Source organism: Azospirillum sp. UFLA03-27, from assembly GCF_059803775.1.
Genome location: NZ_JAUQTX010000139.1, coordinates 1 through 17,836 on the forward strand (window position 1 = coordinate 1; position 17,836 = coordinate 17,836).

Consider the following 17,836-nt stretch of genomic DNA (forward strand, 5'->3'; position numbering starts at 1 on the left):
GTTATAGTCTCGTGGGCTCGGAGATGTGTATAAGAGACAGCCATCCACCGCACGCTCGACCGCTTCGTGCTCGCCATCACGATCCCGCTGACGGTCGCCATGCTGGGCTGCGTGGTGTGGCAGGTCGTCGCCCGCTATGCGCTCAACGTCTCGACGTCGGCGACGGACGAGATCGCCCGCTTCGCCTTCATCTGGGTCAGCCTGCTCGGCTCGGCCTATGTGCTGGGCAAGCGCGGGCACATCGCCATCACCGGGCTGGTGGATCTTCTGCCGGCCCGGCCGCGGTGCGGCGTCGAGATCGCCATCGCGGCGCTGGTCGCGCTGTTCACGGTGACGATCCTGTGCGGCGGCGGCTGGCTGCTGGTGGACAAGGCGCGCACGCTCGGCCAGGTCACGCCGGCGCTCCAGCTGCCGATGTGGGTGGTCTACGCCGTGATCCCGCTCTCCGGCGTGCTGACCCTGATCTATATGGTCATCGCCCTGATGGAGAGCCTGCGCGAAGGGCCGGGCGTGACCAGCCACGCCGTCTCGCTCGACTGACGCCCCCCCTTCCGTCGCGGAAACGCAGCCATGGACTTCTCCCCCGCCCTCGTCCTCAGCGCCGCCTTCGTCGCCCTTCTGGCCTTCGGCGTGCCCATCTCTTACGCGACCGGGCTCGCCTCGATCACGGCGCTGCTGACCATCATGCCGCCGCTGCCGGCGATCTCGGTGACGGCGCAGCGCATCGCCACCGGCCTGGACAGCTTCGCGCTGCTGGCGATCCCCTTCTTCTTCATGGCCGGCTCGATCATGAACCGGGGCGGCATCGCCCGCCGCCTGATTGACTGCGCCAAGGTCTTCGTCGGCTGGATGCCCGGACCGCTGGCGCAGATCACCATCCTCGCCAACATGATGTTCGGCTGCGTGTCGGGGTCGGCGGTGGCCGCCGCCTCGGCCATCGGCGGCACCATGCAGCCGTCGATGGACAAGGCCGGCTACGACCGCAGCTACACCGCGGCGGTCAACATCTCCTCCTGCATCACCGGTCTGCTGATCCCGCCGTCGGGCGCCTTCATCGTCTATTCGCTGGTGTCGGGCGGCACCTCCATCGCGGCGCTGTTCGTCGCCGGCTACCTGCCGGGCATCCTGCTCGGCCTGTCCGTGATGATCCCGGCCTGGATCATGGCGAAGAAGCGCGGCTACGCCCGCCTGCCTTCCCCCACCCTGTCCCAGTCCTCGCGCGCGCTGCTGTCCGCCCTGCCCAGCCTGGGGCTGATCATCGTGGTGATCGGCGGCATCGTCGGCGGCGTCTTCACCGCGACGGAGGGATCGGCCATCGCCGTCGTCTACGCGCTCGCCCTGGCGCTCGCCTACCGGGAGCTGTCGATGGACGACATCATGCAGATCCTGGTGGACACCATCGTCGCGACGGCGGTGGTGGCGCTGATGGTTGGCACCTCCATGGCGATGGCCTACGTGATGTCGCTGGCCGAGATCCCGCAGATCATCGGCGACTGGGTGCAGTCGGTGTCCGGCAACTGGATCATCGCGCTGCTGCTGGTCAACATCGTGCTGCTGCTGGTGGGCACCTTCCTGGACATCACGCCGGGCATCCTGATCTTCACGCCGATCTTCCTGCCGGTGCTGGTGGAACTGGGGGTGGACCCGGTGCATTTCGGGGTGATCCTGGTGTTCAACCTGTCGCTCGGCATCGTCTCGCCGCCGACCGGCAGCGCCCTGTTCATCGGCTGCGCCGTGGCGCGCGTGTCGATCGAGCAGGTGATCCGGCCGCTGATCCCCCTCTTCGCCTGGAGCACCGCGGCGCTGCTGGTGGTCACCTACGTTCCCGGCCTGTCGCTCTGGCTGCCCAGCCTGTTCGGCCTCATCAAGTAAGCGGGACGCAAGCCGGGTCCTGCCCCCAGGAACCGGCCCCCGCAAACCTCAGGTCTCATGACTTCAGGAGTTCACGCGCCATGCGCACGCTGACCGGCGCCTCCCTCGCAGCGCCCGCCCCATCCCGCGACGGGACGCAAGCCGGCCCCCAGGGGATCGCCTTCGACCTCGACCGCGGCTATCGCCTGACCCTGTTCCCGCTTGGGCCCGCGCTGGCGCGCGTCCTCATCGAGCGGCCGAACGGGCTGCGCACGCCGCGCACCTGGTCGCTGGCGCCCGAGCTGTCGGGCGAGACCGACCCCGCGCTGGCCGACCCCATCGACGGGCGCGACCGCCGCGACCTGACCGGCTTCCCCGGCACGCCGGCGGCGGTCGAGGAAGGCGCCGACAGCGTCACCGTCACCACCCCCGGCTGGCGCGTCGTGGTCCAGCGCGCGCCCCTGGCGCTGCGCTGGTACGAGCCGGCGGCAGAGGGCGACGGCTGGCGCCTCGTCCTGGCCGACCGGCCGACCCAGCCCTACCTGTTCGACGACCGTTCGCCCCGCTTCGCCCACCATCTGGTCAGCCACGCCGGGGAGCGCTACCACGGCTTCGGCGACAAGAGCGGCGGCACTGACAAGCGCGGACGGCGCCTCGCCATGGGGACGACCGACGCGCTCGGCTACGACGCCGAGACGAGCGACCCGCTCTACAAACACATCCCCTTCTGCCTCAGCGTGCGGCCGGAGCGCGGCGGGGCGGCGGTCGGCGTCTTCTACGACAACCTGTCGCGCGGCCTCTTCGACCTCGGTCAGACCATCGACGCCTACCACGGCGACTTCATCCGGTTCGAGGCGTCGGACGGCGATCTCGACTGCTACGTCCTGTTCGGCCCGAGCGTTCCGCAGGTCGTGGCGAACTTCACCGCCCTGACCGGCCGCACCTCCTTCCGGCCGCGCTGGGCGATCAGCTATTCCGGCTCGACCATGCAGTACACCGACGCGCCGGACGCCGGGGTGCGGCTGCTCGGCTTCCTCGACGCGCTGAAGGAGCACGGCCTGCCCTGCGGCTCGTTCCAGATGTCGTCCGGCTACACGATGATCGGCGACAAGCGCTACGTCTTCCACTGGAACCGCGACAAGTTCCCCGAGCCGGAGGCGGTCACCGCCAAGTTCGCCGAGGCCGGCGTCCATCTCGTCGCCAACATCAAGCCGGCGCTGCTCAACGACCATCCGAAATTCGCCGAGGTCCAGGGCTTCGGCGGCTTCGTGCGCGACAGCGACGCCCCGGACAGCCCGCAGATCACCCAGTTCTGGGGCGGCGACGGCGCCTATCTCGACTTCACCAACCCGGCGACCACCCGCTGGTGGATGGCCAACGTCACGAAGGAGTTGTTGGAGCGCGGCATCGGCTCGACCTGGAACGACAACAACGAGTTCGAGATCTGGGACGACGCGGCGGTCTGCGACGTCAACGGCCATGGCGGCACGATGGCGACGCTGCGCCCGGTGCAGACCCATCTGATGATCCGCGCCTCGCATCTGGCCCAGGTGGCGCACGCGCCGGACAAGCGCCCCTACCTGATCTCGCGCTCCGGCGGGCCGGGCCTCCAGCGCTATGTGCAGACCTGGTCGGGCGACAACCGGACGAGCTGGAAGACGCTGCGCTGGAACCTGCGCATGGGGCACGGCTTCAGCCTGTCGGGCCTGTTCGACTACGGCCACGACGTGGGCGGCTTCGCCGGTCCCCGGCCGGAGCCGGAACTGCTGATGCGCTGGATCGAGCAGGCGGTGTGGTGGCCGCGCTTCACCATCCATTCCTGGAACGACGACGGCAGCGTCACCGAGCCCTGGACCTATCCGGAGCTGATGCCCCAGGTGAAGGCCGCGCTGGATTGGCGGGAGCGGCTGGTGCCGCTGCTCTACACGCTGCTGTGGCGGGCGCACCGCGACCATGCCCCGGTGATGCGGCCGCTGTTCTACGACTTCCCCGACCAGCCCGCCGCCTACGGGGAGGAGGACAGCACCATGGTCGGCGACCGGCTGCTGGTCGCCCCGGTCCTCGACCCCGGCCGGACGGAGCTGGAGGTCTGGCTGCCGGCGGTGCCCGGCGGCTGGTACGACCTGCGCGACGGGCGGCGTTACGACGGTGGCGGGCGCGTCACCGTGGCGGCGCCGCCGGGCGTGGCCCCAGCCTTCGTCCGGGCCGGCACGCTGCTGCCGCTCGGCCCCGCCCCCTCCTGGGCCGAGGGTCCGCTGACCGTGCGCTGCTTCCCCGGACCGGAGGGCTACGCCCCGCTGACCCTGTTCGACGACGACGGGGAGAGCGTGTGCCGCGACGAGACCATCTGCCTGCTGACCATTGCCGGCACCGACGCGGCCGCCCTGTCGGTGAGCCGCAGTGGCGGCCGCGCGCCGCGCTGGACCTCCCTGTCCATCGAGACGGCGGACGGCACGCCGGTCGGCACCCTGCCTCTTTGATAGGGCCGCTTTGAGCGAAACGGCACGCCCACGTCCATGGGCGTGCCGTCCTCACCCCATACACGATCGCATGGCCGCCCCGGCGAAACCGACGTTGTGGTGTCGGGAGTGTTGGTATAAAGACCGGCTTACCAGGCCGGGCCCCTCTGACAGTTCCCTGAACTGTGATGTCGGACTGGAGACATTCAGAGTGGCCCCACCCGCCCGCCCCTGCCGGCAGCGTTTCTGCCCTGTGCCTGGTCCCGCCCGTGGGTGCTGCTCTCTTGCCCTATGTAAGAGGAAGGCACCGCATGACCGATCTGTTCACAGCCGACGCGCTCGCCGCGCTGCTCCAAGTCATCGCCATCGACCTTGTTCTGGCCGGCGACAACGCCATCGTGGTCGGCATGGCCGCCGCGGCGGTGCCGCTGGCCCAGCGCCGCAAGGTCATCTTCTGGGGAATCGCCGCCGCCATGGGGCTGCGCGTGTTCTTCGCCCTCATCACCACGCAGCTCCTCGCCATCATCGGCCTGACCCTGGCGGGCGGCGTCCTGCTGCTGTGGGTGTGCTGGAAGATGTACCGTGAGCTGCGCAGCCACGGCGCGGACGAGATCGCCCCCGACGAGGCGATGGACGCGCCCGACCCCTCCTCGGGCACCATCACCGCCGGTGTGGCGGGCAACGCCGCCGTCGCGGCGGCCGGAGCGACCACCTTCGGCGCGGCGATCTGGCAGATCGTGGTGGCGGACGTGTCGATGTCGCTCGACAACGTGCTGGCGGTGGCCGGCGCCGCCAAGGAACACCCGACCATCCTGGTCATCGGTCTGGTCCTGTCGGTCGTTCTGATGGGCGCCGCCGCCAACATGATCGCGCATGTGCTGCACAAGCACCGCTGGATCGGCTGGGTCGGCCTCGCCATCATCTCCTACGTGGCGCTCGACATGATCTGGCGCGGCAGCAACGAAGTCCTCCGCCACATGGCGTGAGGCTGACCGCCGATCACGGTCGGGGTCGTTGACCGGGGGCGCCCGCCGCACCATGACGGTGCCGGGCGCCCTCATTCGTTTCAGGGGACTGTCTGGGATAGCAAGGTTGTCCGGCTGCATCAGCCGGAGAAGATTGAGGATGCGCTGACGGCCCTGCTCGGCAAGGTCACGTCCCTGAGCGTGGTGTAGGAGCCGGGGCGTCTCATAGGCGGATCTCAAAATTGCCAGGTCGCGGGGACCCAGGCGTACCCACCGTCGGTCTTGAGCATCCGGCCGAGGCCCGGAAACGGAAAATGGAAACCCAGCACGGGAATACGGTCGGCGGCGGCCCGGTCGAAGATGCGACGGCGGGAGGCGAGCGCGGTGTCCTTGTCGCGATCGGGTCCGGGACGCCAGGGGTTGTCGACGTTGACGACCGGGTGGTAGGCGAGGTCGGCGGTGAGCAGCAGCTGGTCGTTTCCGGAGTGGACGAGGAAGGTCGCCATGCCCGGCGTGTGGCCGGAGGCGACGATCGTCGTGAGCCCCGGCACGATCTCGGCACCGGCTTCATAAAGCTCAACATCCTCCCTGACCGGTTCGAGGCTGCTCTTGATCGCGGCGGCGAAGCGCAGGCGGAAATCCTGCGGAACGGGCATGTAGGACAGATCCGGATCGTTGCGGACGAAGAAATCCCAGTCCGCCCTCGGCACGAAGACGGTGGCCCGGGGGAACGCCCGGCCGCCGTTCGCGGTCCTGAGATTGCCGACATGGTCGGGATGGGTGTGCGAGATCACGATGGCGTCAATGTCCGCGGGACCGAGCCCGATCGACGCTAGGTTCTGAAAAATCCGCCCGCCGTTCGGCCCCATCGTCGCGCCCGCGCCGGCCTCGACGAGGATGCGCCGTCCGCCGGTTTCGATCAGAAGGGTGTTCAGATTCAACGTCATGTGGTCCGTCGGCAGGAAGGCGCGCCGCAGCACCTCCTGAAGCTCCGCTTCGGGCGCGTCGCTCGCGTAGACGCGGGGCGGACCGCCGATCACGCCATCGCTCAACACCGTCGCGCTGATGTCGCCGACCCGGAAACGGTAGTGGCCGGCGTTGCTGGTCGCGGGCGCCGGCGTCGGCGTCGGCGTCGGCTGCGCAGACGCGCCACCACCACCGGGAACGAACAGGGTCGAGGCGCCGACGACCGCGGACAGCATGATCCTGCGTCGGTTCAGAGTGAGGGCATTCATCGGTGTTTCCTCCCGAATGGGGCGCCCCGCTTCCAGCCACGGGACCGGGGGGACCGGTGACGGACGGCGATCTGGGCGCGACGATCAACCGCAGATCGACCATGACACGGCAAGATTGCGCTGATAAGCTCGTCAAATGTGATCGGCTTGATTAGGCCTGCTTCGCAATGAGCCCAATTCGCTTGGACAGCTTCGATGTGTTCGCGGCGATCGTGCGCTGTGGCGGCTTCCGCGCGGCGGCGCTCGAACGGGGCGTCTCGTCATCGGCCTTGAGCCAGACGATGAACGCCCTGGAGGAGGCTCTCGGCATCCGGCTGCTCAATCGGACGACGAGGAGCGTATCGCCGACAGAGGCCGGGCAGCGCCTCCTCGATCGCCTGGCCCCGGCGCTGAGCGACATCCAACTTGCGATCGCCGAGGTCGGCGAATTGAGGGACAGCCCATCGGGAACGCTGCGGATCAACGCGCCGGCGCCCGCCGTCGATCATCTCCTCTGTCCGCTGGTCTTCGACTTCATGGACGCCTACCCCGAGGTGAAGATCGAGATCATCAGCGATGCCGCGGTGATCGACATCGTGGAGCAGGGCTTCGATGCCGGCGTCCGTTTCGGCAAGCAGTTGGCGCAAGACATGATCGCGGTCCCGTTCGGGCCATCGCTCCGATACGCGATCGTCGCGTCGCCGGATTACATCGCGCGGCACGGGCTGCCGGTGACGCCGCATGCCCTGGTCTACCACGACTGCATCAGGCGGAGATTCCCCGGCGGGACCCTCGTCACATGGCGCTTCGCCCGTGGCAGCGACGCGCTGGAGGTCACGCCCGCCGGACGCCTGACGGTCAGCACGGTGCACAACGAGCTTCAGGCCGCCCTGGCCGGCCGGGGCATCGCCCACGTTTTGGACGACTATGCGAAACCCCATGTCCGGGACGGTCGGCTGGTGGAGCTTTTCCCGGAGTGGAGCCCCACCTTGCCGCACTGGTTTCTGTATTACCCGAACCGCCGCCTTCCGAGCGCGGCCATGCGGGCCTTCCTCAATCACATGAAGGGCTACGACTGGCGGTCCGGGGATCAGGCCAGCTTCTGAACGACGGTCGCGATGCTGGAGCCCAAATCACCCAGCGTCTTGACCGTCGCGCCGTACTCGTCCGCGTATTTCTTGAGGATCGTCTTCCAGTCGGCGTTTGGAATCGCGTCGTAGGTGGACGGGTCGAACGCCCGCCGCGCTCCGTCGATCAGCGCGTCCAGGCGCTTCAGGTCGGCGCGGGCCGCGTTCAGCAGCGGGGTGAGGCGGTCGATCAGATCCTTGTACCGCTTCACCTTGTTGACCAGACCCAGGAGAGTGGAATCCGCGGTGATGGTGATCCCGTCGATCTTCTTCTGGTTGAGGATCCGCTCCACGTCCGCGTATTTGGCCTCCGCCGCGCTAAGCTGCCGCTCCAGCTTGTTCACCGACTCCGCCATGAGGTAGCGTCGGCTTTCGGCCCGCTCGACCGCCTTCATCGCCTCCTGCGCGCTGGCCCTGTGTTTCTTCACGGCGCTTTGCAGAGCGACCACCTCGTCCGCGCCGTCGTTGAAACTGTCGTAGGCCGCCTTCCCTTCCTTGACCACGTCGAGCGTGATCTTGGCGCCCGCCACGACCAGCGGCAGCGCAGCACCCCCGGTCAGCACCGTGGCCGTGATGGCGAGGGCGGTCGCCGTCAGGGCGAGAACGATCTTTCCCACCGTCTTGGCGTAGACCTTCCACTTCATGTCTTCGAGCATCTTGCGCACGGCCGCGTCGAGGCCGGCGAAGGCCTTCTTCACGATCAGCTTCATGACCGTCGCGATGCCGCCGACGATTCCCCCGAAGCGGTCGGCGGCCCGCTGCTCCATGGTGTCGTTGACCGTGTTCAAAAACAAAAACAGGTTGCGGCCGTCGATCTCGTGCTTTTCGATCTTTTGATCCCACGCCTGGATCTGCTTCTTTATTTCGGCTACCGTCTTCTCTTCGGTCTTCATCAACCCCTGAATGGCCTCGCGCACATTCTTGTTGAAAAGATCGACCACCTTCTTCGGCATCGGCTTTCCCGACGGATCGGTTTTCGGGGAGTCCCAGGAGAACTCGACATCCACCTTGTTGTTGTTTCCGGAAAATTCGAAATATTTGTATTTCCCGTACTCGTAGGAGAATTTTATCGACTGGTCCGCCATGCTGTCCATCCTTCCACTGCAAAATGCTGCAAGGCGTCGTCCAGCCGGGAAGACAGCCGCGACAACAGGGTGATGTCCCGATGAAAACGGCGGAAGAAGAATTGCCTCCAGTTGGGATCAAACACGTCCGCGACCCCAGCAATTTTGCACGGGATGATATCTCAGGGCATGGTTGATCCGATGGCCGGCGGTCCACTCCATTGGGTGGACCGCGCGGCCGTGACAAACGGCGCCGTGCCGTCATCACGGCCGCCGGCCACGGACCGGAGCGGACGCCAACCCAGATAATTCACCAGAGCTGAATTTGAAGTGGCGGGTGCGAGGTTAAGCCGCTGAGTTCGTGTATGATTTTGGTGCTGAAGCAGTCTCACCACGGATCAACGGAGTTCACGCCCGCGATAGCCGAAAGCACCTGGGCTCTGCCCGTCTTGTCACCGGTTGTCGGCAAGCTGGTTATCGCTGCGTTCGATGGCGGCCATCTCACCTCAAATGTCGGCGTCATGTTCCTGGCCACGATCAATCGGCGGATCGACCTCAGCGAGCGCCTGACGCGCTGGTTTCGTTGAGTCGACGGGTTTCCGGTGTCGGCGTAGCGGGGATCGCATGGTATCGTCATGGACAACCTTACTCGCGCTCCCTGCCACGATGAACCTGACGGTGCCTGATAGCGCCCGTCAGTTCAGCGGAGGGCGGCGATCACCGCCGCCAACGCCGTCGACGAGGCCGGATTCTGGCCGGTCAGCAGATCGCCGTCTCCGTCTTGCTTGGCTTGGGGGAGGGAGTCAGATGTTCTGGCCGCCGGAAACCTCGATGCGCTGGGCGGTAACCCAGCGGTTGTCGGGACCGAGCAGGCTCGCCACCGCCGGGCCGATGTCGTCGGGCACCCCGACGCGGCCCAGCGCGGTCATCGTCGCGAAAGCCTCGTTGTAGGCTGGGGTGTCGCGCACCGCCCCGCCGAGGAAGTCGGTCTCGATGGCTCCGGGTGCCACCGTGTTGGCGGTGATGCCGCGGGCGCCGAGTTCCTTGGCCAGATAGAGCGTCAGGATCTCGACGGCGCCCTTGGCCGCCGAATAGGCCGAGAAGCCGGGATAGGACACTCTAGTCAGGCCGGAGGAGAAATTCACGATTCGGCCGCCATCGGCCAGCAGTGGCAGCAGGGCCTGGGTCAGGAAGAAGACGCCCTTCACATGGACGTTGAAGAGCATGTCGAACTGCGCCTCGCTGGTCTCGGCGAAGGCGGCCATCTCGCCGTGGCCAGCGTTGTTGACCAGATGGTCGAAGCGGTCGCGACCCCAGCCTTCCAGGGTGGAACGGACGCGCCCGGCAAAGTTGAGGAAGTCGGAGGTGTCGGCGGTGTCGAGCTGCAACGCCGCCGCCCGCCGCCCGAGCGCCCGGATTTCCGCCAGGACGGCGTCGGCCTCGGCGGCCTTGCTGCGGTAGGTGAGGATCACATCGCCGCCGCGCCGGGCAATGCTGAGGGCGGTGTTACGGCCGAGGCCGCGGCTGCCGCCGGTCACGATCGAGATGGTGGACATTGCACGTCTCCCGTTGCTGAATGTGTGTGAGTGCGTAGGGGCAGCGCCGCTGCTGAACCGTCTCCGCCTCGGTGCAGACGGATCAGCGCCCAACCGCAGGCACTCTCGAGGAAGAAGGTCGCTGTGGCGCCGAGCAGGGCCACCGCGCTGTTGAGCAGCGCCATCCTGCGGAGCTGCAGCCGGACCCGCCGGCCGGCGAGCACGACCGCCGCCTCGGGGTCGGCATGTTGCAAAGCGATGCGGTCGCCTCCGGCGGCGACCAAAGCACGGAAGTTGCGCCATTGGGCGATCGCCAGATTGTAGCGGGTGGTGGCTCCGTTTGCAGGATGGCGCAGGCGTTGGTCAGGATCGCCGGGCCGGCGACGAACGACAGCGAGGCGAAAGGATCGTCGAACATCGTTGAGTTCCGGGGGCGAACATCGGTTGCGCGGACGTCATTTGCGGACGATGGACACGGAATGCCACCGGCTGGAGTCGGACCATTGCCTGCCCGTCATGCCCGGGCGGCAGTGATTGCGTCTCTGCACCTCGTTGATATCCGGCCGCTTGCCTCCTGGGAACGACTTCGTTTATGTATCGTCCATACCTTTCAGGCATGGACCTGGCGGGATGGCACTGGCAGGCGTCGCACAGGATGGAACTCCGTCACCTCCGCTACTTCGTCGCCGTGGCCGAGGAGGGGAGCCTCACGGTCGCCGCCGAACGGCGTCTGCACACGGCGCAACCGTCGCTGAGCCGCCAGCTGCGCGACCTGGAGCAGGAGGTCGGCGCCCAGCTCCTGGTGCGAAGCTCCCGCGGCGTCGAGCTGACACCGGCCGGACGTGTCTTCCTGGATCATGCGCGGCTGACCTTGCAGGCGGCGGCCGATGCGGTCGCCGCGGCGCGGCGGGTCGTCCGGCCTCCCAAGCCCAGCTTTGCGGTGGGCTTCCTGACCGGCCAGGAAGTCGAATGGCTGTCGCACGTCACCAACGTGCTCCGCGGTCAGCTGAAGGACATCGACTTCCGGGTCTCCAGCGACTTCTCGCCCGACATCGGCGAGGCCATCCAGCGGGGCGAGATCGATCTCGGCTTCTGCCGGCTCGAACCGCAGCCGGACGTATCCTACAAGGTCATCGCGCATGAGCCGATCCTAGTCATCCTGCCGCGGGACCATCCCCTGGCCGCCTGCTCCGCCATCGACGTGCGCAACATCGATCCGGACTCCTTCATCGGCTACACCAACACACCACATGTGCTGCGCGGTATCGTGGACCGCTATCTGCGGGAGCGTGGCGTAGTCATGTCGCCGGTCCACGCGCTGGACGGCATCGCCACCGGGATCTCGCTAGTGGCGTCCACCGGTGGGGTCACGCTGCTGCCGGCCTATGTGGACCCCTTGCTGCCGCGTTCGCTGGTCAGCCGGCCGCTCACCGGAAACGCGCCTGTGATCGAGATCGCCGCCGGCTATCGAGCGGACAATCCCTCACCCATCCTGCAGGTCTTCCTGAAGAACATCGACCAACTCATCGCGTCGAGAGCGAAACTTGCCGATCGCTTAGCCCCCGAAACGTTTCAGGCGTGAACGTGACCATGCGGGTGGTGGGTGCGAGGTTAAGTAGCTGACTTTGTGTATGATTCTGGCGCTGGAGCAGTCTCACCACGGATCAACGGAGTTCACGCCCGCCATGGCCGAGAGTACCGAGGTTCTGCCCGGCTTGTCACCGGTTGCCGGCGAACCGGTTCACGCCGCCTTCGATGGCGGCCGTCTCACCTCCGACGTCGGCGTCCTGCTGCTGGCCGAGATCGATCGGCGGCTTGGCGTCTGCGAGCGTCTGGCGCGCTGCATCGAGGACCCGCGCGCTCCCGAGCGCGTCCAGCACACGCTGGCGGAGATGATCCGCTTCCGCGCCCTGCTGATCGCCGCCGGCTACCCGGATGCCAACGACTGCGACGCCCTGCGCAGCGACCCCGCTTTCAAGATGGCGGTCGGCCGACTTCCCGAGAGCGGAGGCGACCTTTGCTCGCAGCCGACCCTGGAGAACCTGCCCAGCCCGGTGGCGCTCAAGCGCATGATGGCGGCCATGGTGGACCTGTTCTGCGACAGCTTCGCCACGGTGCCGCGGCGCATCGTGCTGGACATCGACGACACCGAGGACCGCGTCCACGGCGCTTAGCAGTTGTCCCTCTTCCACGCCTATTACGACGGGCGCTGCTTCCTGCCGATGCACATCTACGAGGCGACGACGGGCAAGCCGGTCGCGGTCATCCTGCGCCCCGGCAAGACGCCGGACGGCACCGAGGTGGCGCTGGTGCTGCGCCACGTCGTGCGCGCCATCCGCGCCCGCTGGCCGCGCGTCGATATCCTGGTGCGCGGCGACAGCCATTACGGCCGCCACGAGGCCATGAGCTGGTGCGAACGCAACCGCGTCGGCTACGTCTTCGGCCTGGGTGGCAACACCGTCCTGCTTGGGCGTGTCACTGATTTGGCCGAAGACGCTGCGATGGGCCGGCTTGCCGGGGAGGCGAACAAGGTTCGCCGTTTCGGCGAGTTCCGCTACGCGGCCCGCACCTGGAAGGTCGAGCGGCGGGTCATCGCCCGGATCGAGGCGTCGGCCCAGGGCACCGACACGCGCTTTATCGTCACCAACCTGACCGGCACGCCCAAGGCGCTGTACGAGACAATCTACTGCGCCCGTGGCGCAGATGGAGAACCTCATCAAGGCCCACAAGCTGCACCTCGCTTCTGATCGGACCTCCTGCAGCAAGGCGACGGCGAACCAGTTCCGGTTGCTCATCCACACCGCCGCCTGCTGGCTGCTGCACACCTTGCGCAGCTTGGCGCTGAAGGCGTCGTTCCCCAGTTCGACACGCTGCGCCTCGGCCTCATCAAGGTGGCGGCACGGGTCACCGCGATGGTGACGCGCATCAAGGTGTCTCTGCCGAGCAGCTTCTCCTACCAGGAGAGCCTGACGGGGCTGGCCGCCCGTACCGTCAAGCTGCCGCCGTGAATGCCGGGGCGACGTGCCCCCGAACGAACCTGACCCCGCAACCCTCCAGCCCCGTCATCCCGCGCCCTTGGCGCCACCCATCGACACGCCTTCGGGCTGACGTTCCAAAACACTGATGAATGATCCGGGCTAGAGCAGGTCCTCGATCCGGATCGGCAGATGCCGGATTCGCCTCCCGGTCGCGTTGTGGACGGCGTTGACGATGGCGGCCGCCGCGCCGACCATGGCCACTTCGCCGAGCCCTTTGACGCCCGACAGGTTGAGCCGGCTGTCCGGCTCGTCGATGAAGTCGACGTCGATGGCGCCGATGTCGGCGTTGACCGGCACGACATAGTCGGCAAGGTCGTTGTTGAGAACGCCGCCGAACCGGGGATCGCATTCGGCGGCCTCGCGCAGGGCGGCGCCGATGCCCCAGACCACGCCGCCCCGGACCTGGCTTTCCGCGGTGCGGCGGTTCATCACCCGTCCGCAATCGGCGACGCTGACGACCCGCCGGACCCGCACGCGTCCCGTCGACGGCTCGACATGGACTTCGGCGAAATGCGCGATCCAGCTGAAGGCCAGGAAGTCGGGGTATTCGGGGCCGGTCACCACCGGCATGCCCCGGCGCAGCTGCTCGATCGCCTGCCGGTCCTTACCGAGCGGCACGGTATCGACCGAAACCTCCAGATAAGGGCGCCGGGTCCGGGCAAGCTGAACGGGGACGGGCTCGTCCGACAGCGCCGCTCCGGTCAATTGGCTCAGTTCCTCGCGCAGCTTCAAGGCGGCGGCCCGCGCCGCCGGGGCAGCGCTTCCCGCACCCCAGGAGCCCGCGGTGAGGTGCTGGGGGGCGTGGCCGGTGTCGCCGATCCGGATGTCGAGCTTATCGGGGTCGACGCCGAGGACGTCGATCAGCTCCGCGGCGATGACGCTGCGAATCCCCTGCCCCATTTCGTGGCCGGACGTCGCGATCCGGCATTGGCCGCCGGCCGAGAGCCGCAGCGTGGTGACGGAGGGCGTCATCGCGGCCTTGTAGCTGCCGCAGGCGACGCCGAGGCCGATGCGGTCGCCGTTTTCGGCGACCAGGGCGCCCGGCTGGTTCGTCCAGCGGTCCCAGCCGAACAGCGCGGCACCGCGCCTCAGGCAGTCCGCAAGATGGCGGGACGAGAAGGGTTTGCCGGTGATCGGGTCACGCTGGGTGTCGTTGGCGAGGCGCAGCGCGACGGGGTCCATGCCGAGCGCCCCGGCGAGTTCGTCGAGCGCGCATTCGGTGGCGTAGCTGGCCGGATGCTCGTGCGGGGCGCGCTGGTGTCCGGGGGTCTGGGTGTCGACCCGCACGATCCGCTCGCTTCCCCGCCACGCGCCATACCCGTACAGGCGCGGCGGATTGGCGCCGTGATCGCTGCCGAAGCCGTCATACCGGCTGTTCTGCTGCACCGTCTCATAGATGCCGGCGAGCAGGCGGCCGTCGCCGTCCGCGGCGAGCCGGACGCGGTGCCGGCTGTGCGGGCGGTAGGACGCCGTGTGGAACAGCTGGCCCCGCGGCATGACGAGCTTGACCGGGCGGCGCAGCAGCAGGGCGGCGCTCGCCACCAGAACGCTCTGCTCCTGGACTCCGTTCTTCTGGCCGAACCCTCCGCCCGTGTAGGGGCTGACGCCGCGCAGCGCCTGCGGCTCCATCCCCATCATGCCGGCGAGGCCGCCGGCGAAGGCCGCGGCGGACTGCGTTCCCTCGTAAATCCGCAGCGTGCCGTCCTCGAACGCGGCGGTGGTCGAGATCAGCTCGATGGGGTTGTGGTGCTGCTGGGGATGCCGATACTCCACATCAACAACATGGGCAGCGTTGGCGAAGGCGGCCTCGGCATCGCCGGACGCGAGCTGGCCGGCGGCTTCCGGCTCGGGGCTCGCAAGGTCATCGTCCATCCGCGCGCTGAAGGGTTCCCCGGCGTAGCGCACCGTCACAGCTTCGGCGCCTTCGACCGCCGCCTCCAGCGTCTCGGCGACCACCAGGGCGACCGGTTCACCCCGGTGGCGGACCTGCGGGGCGGTCATGGGCTGGTAGCCCTTTCCCGGCTGCCCATAGGCGCCGCGGGCTGCGGGCGTCATCCGGATCTGCGAAAAATCATCATGGGTGAAGACACGCACGACGCCCGGAACCTGCAGGGCCGCCGCCGTGTCGATGGACAGGATCCGCCCCTTGGCGATCGTCGCGGGCACGGTCATCGCGTGAAGCAGCCCGGGAAAGGGCTGGTCGGCGGCGTACAGGGCACGGCCGAGCACCTTCTCATGGGCGTCGATCCTGGGACGGTCCACGTTGCGGTTCGGCGTCATTGGCTCTTGCTCCCGGCGTTGATGATGGCGTCGGCAAGGGTCCGCGCGCCGAGTTCGATCTTGAAGGCGTTGTGGCGGCCGGCCCGGGCCTCGGCGAACGCCGCCCTGGCGGCCTCCAGCGCCCGCTCCCGATCCAGGGTTTCACCGCGCAGGAGAGCCTCGGCGGGACGCGCGCGCCAGGGCACGGTGGCCACCCCGCCGAGCGCCACATGCGCCTGCCGCACGCGATCGCCGTCCATCTCCAGCGCCACCGCGGCGGACACCAGCGCGAAAGCGTAGGATTCGCGGTCGCGCACCTTCAGATAGGTGGAAGTCCGACCGGCGGCGGTCTTCGGCACCGAAATGCCGGTGACGATCTCCTCGCGGCCGATGGTGAATTCGAGGTGAGGCGTCCGGCTGGGCGGCCGGTAGAGTTCGGAGATCGGGATCACCCGCGTTCCGTCGAGCCCCTGCAGCTCAATCGCGGCATCCATCGCCATCAGCGCGACGGGCCAGTCCCCAGGCGACACGGCGTTGCACGCCGCGCTCGCCCCCAGCACGGCCTGGGACCGATCCAGCCCGCCGATGGCGGCGCAGCCGGAGCCCGGCTCGCGCTTGTTGCACGGGTAGGCGCCGTTCGCGCCGTTCCGGAAATAGGGGCAGCGCGTCCGCTGCAGCAGGTTGCCGCCGACGGTCGCCATGTTGCGCAGCTGCTGGGAGGCCGCCTTCGACAGGCTCTCCGCCAGCACCGGATAATCGTCGCGCACGACCGGGTGCTCGGCGACGTCCGCCATCAGCGCAGCACCACCGAAAAACAGCCGATCGCCGTCGGTGTCGATGCGGTTGCCGCCATCGAGGTCGGCGATGTCGATCAGATGCGCCGGCTTCTCGATGCCGAGCTTCATCAGGTCGTAGAGATTGGTGCCGCCGGCGATGTAGCGGGCGCTTTCGCCGGCCGCGACGAAGGCCTCGATCGCCTCATGGGCCGTTCGGACCTGAACGTAGGACAAGGGCTTCATGGCTCAGCTCCTCTCGATCTGGGGAGCGGCCTGTTCGATCGCCGCGACGATGCCGACATAGGCGCCGCAGCGGCAGATGTTTCCGCTCATGTATTCCTTGATCTGCTCCGGCGTCGACGCGTGCCCCTCCTTGACGCAGGCGATCGCGGCCATGATCTGGCCGGGCGTGCAGTATCCGCATTGCAGGGCGTCGTGATCGATGAAGGCCTGCTGCATGGGATGAAGACCGTTCGCCCCGGCGATGCCTTCGATGGTGGTCACGTCGCGGCCATCGGCCTTGGCGGCCATGGTCAGGCAGGAGGCGACCCGGCGGCCGTCCAGATGGACCGTGCAGGCGCCGCATTGACCGTGGTCGCAGCCCTTCTTCGCGCCGACGAGGCCCAGCCGCTCGCGCAGCAGGTCCAGCAGGGACGCCCGGGCATCGATGTCCAACGCCATCGGGCGGCCGTTGACGCGGAAGGACACATGGAGCGTCATGCCGTTCTCCGGTGAGGGTTGCGGACCGGCGTGCTGGGCGAGCCCGGCGGCGGGCAGCATCGTTCCCGTCAACGTGACGATGGTCCCGGCCTCCAGAACCTGCCGGCGGGTGAGGTCGAAAGGTTGCCTGTCTTGCGGGTCCGGCATCGGAACTCCCTTGATGATTGCACCATGTTGGCCGCCGGCCGTGGGTCGGACGGGCGCCTTGGGATCGCAGGTCATTGAGAGTGGTTCGCGAGGGCCGATAGAATAAGGCGTCTCATCCTGATCAGGCTGGTAAGCTGTTCTGTGCAATCAGATGAGGCTGGCGATGCGGGGCCATGCCGACGGGTGCTCACGAGACAATTCAGGCGGCGCAACTCAGGCGCCGAGCATCTTCGATGCTTGCGGGTTTGCTGGACACGGGAATGGCTGCGAACTCCGCCCCTCTCTCACATCCATGGTATCTTCATGTCGACGGTTCGCTGGCGCGCGCTCTCGGCTTCCGATCCACCGCAAGAACCGTCTACCAGGCCCATCAGGAAGGGCTGATGTGGCACACAGCACCGCATGGCGGCGTGGCTCACCCCGAATGGCCTCCGGAAAGCCCGGTGGAAACGGCGGTAGCACCTGATGGAATGACCACTGCGGCTTCGGGGTCGCGCTGCGGACTGGCCGCCTGTAGCTGGCGATTTCTTCTGAACGGGTCCCCGTTTCGGTTCTTGCGCACTTTGGGTGGATCAGGCTGATGACGCTGGAACCGGTGACCTGCTCCCCAAGTTTCCTCCGCTCAGAGTGGGAGTCCTCTCATGTGATGCCCTGACCGGGCGTTGATGGCAACCGGGGCAT

13 protein-coding genes and 1 pseudogene are annotated in these 17,836 nt (G+C 67.7%); 8 read left to right on the top strand and 6 right to left on the bottom strand.

Annotated features, from left to right (window positions below; all coding sequences use genetic code 11):
- Positions 1-99: 99 nt before the first annotated feature.
- The 4 genes from Q4I23_RS19865 (at position 100) to Q4I23_RS19880 (ending at position 5,296) form a co-directional block, all read left to right on the top strand.
- Positions 100-540, top strand: coding sequence for a TRAP transporter small permease (locus tag Q4I23_RS19865; RefSeq protein WP_498527326.1), 441 nt, complete (start codon positions 100-102; stop codon positions 538-540).
- 30 nt (positions 541-570) lie between these two features.
- Positions 571-1,872, top strand: coding sequence for a TRAP transporter large permease (locus Q4I23_RS19870; RefSeq protein WP_498527327.1), 1,302 nt, complete (start codon positions 571-573; stop codon positions 1,870-1,872).
- Positions 1,873-1,952: 80 nt separating this feature from the next.
- Complete coding sequence (locus Q4I23_RS19875; RefSeq protein ID WP_498527328.1) at positions 1,953-4,331, top strand: glycoside hydrolase family 31 protein; 2,379 nt, start codon at positions 1,953-1,955, stop codon at positions 4,329-4,331.
- Positions 4,332-4,621: 290 nt separating this feature from the next.
- Entirely contained in the window at positions 4,622-5,296 is a 675-nt protein-coding gene (locus tag Q4I23_RS19880) for a TerC family protein (RefSeq protein WP_498527329.1), read from the top strand.
- A gap of 215 nt (positions 5,297-5,511) precedes the next feature.
- Here the strand turns inward: Q4I23_RS19880 and Q4I23_RS19885 are convergent, their stop codons facing one another.
- On the bottom strand, positions 5,512-6,510 hold the full coding sequence (locus Q4I23_RS19885) for an MBL fold metallo-hydrolase (RefSeq protein ID WP_498527330.1): 999 nt from the start codon (positions 6,508-6,510) through the stop codon (positions 5,512-5,514).
- Positions 6,511-6,692: 182 nt separating this feature from the next.
- Between Q4I23_RS19885 and Q4I23_RS19890 the strand changes: the two genes are divergently transcribed.
- A complete protein-coding gene (locus Q4I23_RS19890; protein WP_498527331.1) occupies positions 6,693-7,595 on the top strand; it encodes a LysR family transcriptional regulator in 903 nt (300 codons plus the stop codon).
- On the opposite strand, the gene Q4I23_RS19895 is transcribed toward Q4I23_RS19890, so the two are convergent.
- Positions 7,580-8,701 carry a hypothetical protein gene (locus tag Q4I23_RS19895; protein WP_498527332.1) on the bottom strand — a complete coding sequence of 374 codons (1,122 nt, stop codon included), beginning with the start codon at positions 8,699-8,701 and terminating at the stop codon, positions 7,580-7,582. The two genes, Q4I23_RS19890 and Q4I23_RS19895, sit on opposite strands and share 16 nt — an antisense overlap.
- 344 nt (positions 8,702-9,045) lie before the next feature.
- On the opposite strand from Q4I23_RS19895, the gene Q4I23_RS19900 reads away from it, so the two are divergent.
- Positions 9,046-9,267 (top strand): hypothetical protein, encoded by a 222-nt coding sequence (locus Q4I23_RS19900; RefSeq protein WP_498527333.1) that lies wholly within the window; start codon positions 9,046-9,048, stop codon positions 9,265-9,267.
- Positions 9,268-9,483: 216 nt separating this feature from the next.
- On the opposite strand, the gene Q4I23_RS19905 is transcribed toward Q4I23_RS19900, so the two are convergent.
- Entirely contained in the window at positions 9,484-10,236 is a 753-nt protein-coding gene (locus Q4I23_RS19905) for an SDR family NAD(P)-dependent oxidoreductase (protein WP_498527334.1), read from the bottom strand.
- Between the two features lie 634 nt (positions 10,237-10,870).
- Here Q4I23_RS19905 and Q4I23_RS19910 point away from each other — a divergent pair.
- Positions 10,871-11,797, top strand: a complete 927-nt coding sequence (locus Q4I23_RS19910) for a LysR substrate-binding domain-containing protein (protein ID WP_498527335.1) — start codon at positions 10,871-10,873, stop codon at positions 11,795-11,797.
- Positions 11,798-11,900: 103 nt separating this feature from the next.
- Positions 11,901-13,223, top strand: a pseudogene (locus tag Q4I23_RS19915) (IS1380 family transposase).
- 129 nt (positions 13,224-13,352) lie between these two features.
- Here the strand turns inward: Q4I23_RS19915 and Q4I23_RS19920 are convergent.
- From Q4I23_RS19920 to Q4I23_RS19930, 3 genes are read right to left on the bottom strand one after another with little or no spacing between them, the layout of a single operon-like run.
- Positions 13,353-15,533, bottom strand: coding sequence for a xanthine dehydrogenase family protein molybdopterin-binding subunit (locus Q4I23_RS19920; RefSeq protein WP_498527336.1), 2,181 nt, complete (start codon positions 15,531-15,533; stop codon positions 13,353-13,355).
- Positions 15,530-16,531 (bottom strand): FAD binding domain-containing protein, encoded by a 1,002-nt coding sequence (locus tag Q4I23_RS19925; RefSeq protein WP_498527337.1) that lies wholly within the window; start codon positions 16,529-16,531, stop codon positions 15,530-15,532. The genes Q4I23_RS19920 and Q4I23_RS19925 overlap by 4 nt, the downstream gene beginning before the upstream one ends.
- A gap of 3 nt (positions 16,532-16,534) precedes the next feature.
- Positions 16,535-17,155 carry a (2Fe-2S)-binding protein gene (locus Q4I23_RS19930; protein WP_454020007.1) on the bottom strand — a complete coding sequence of 207 codons (621 nt, stop codon included), beginning with the start codon at positions 17,153-17,155 and terminating at the stop codon, positions 16,535-16,537.
- Between the last annotated feature and the right edge of the window lie 681 nt (positions 17,156-17,836).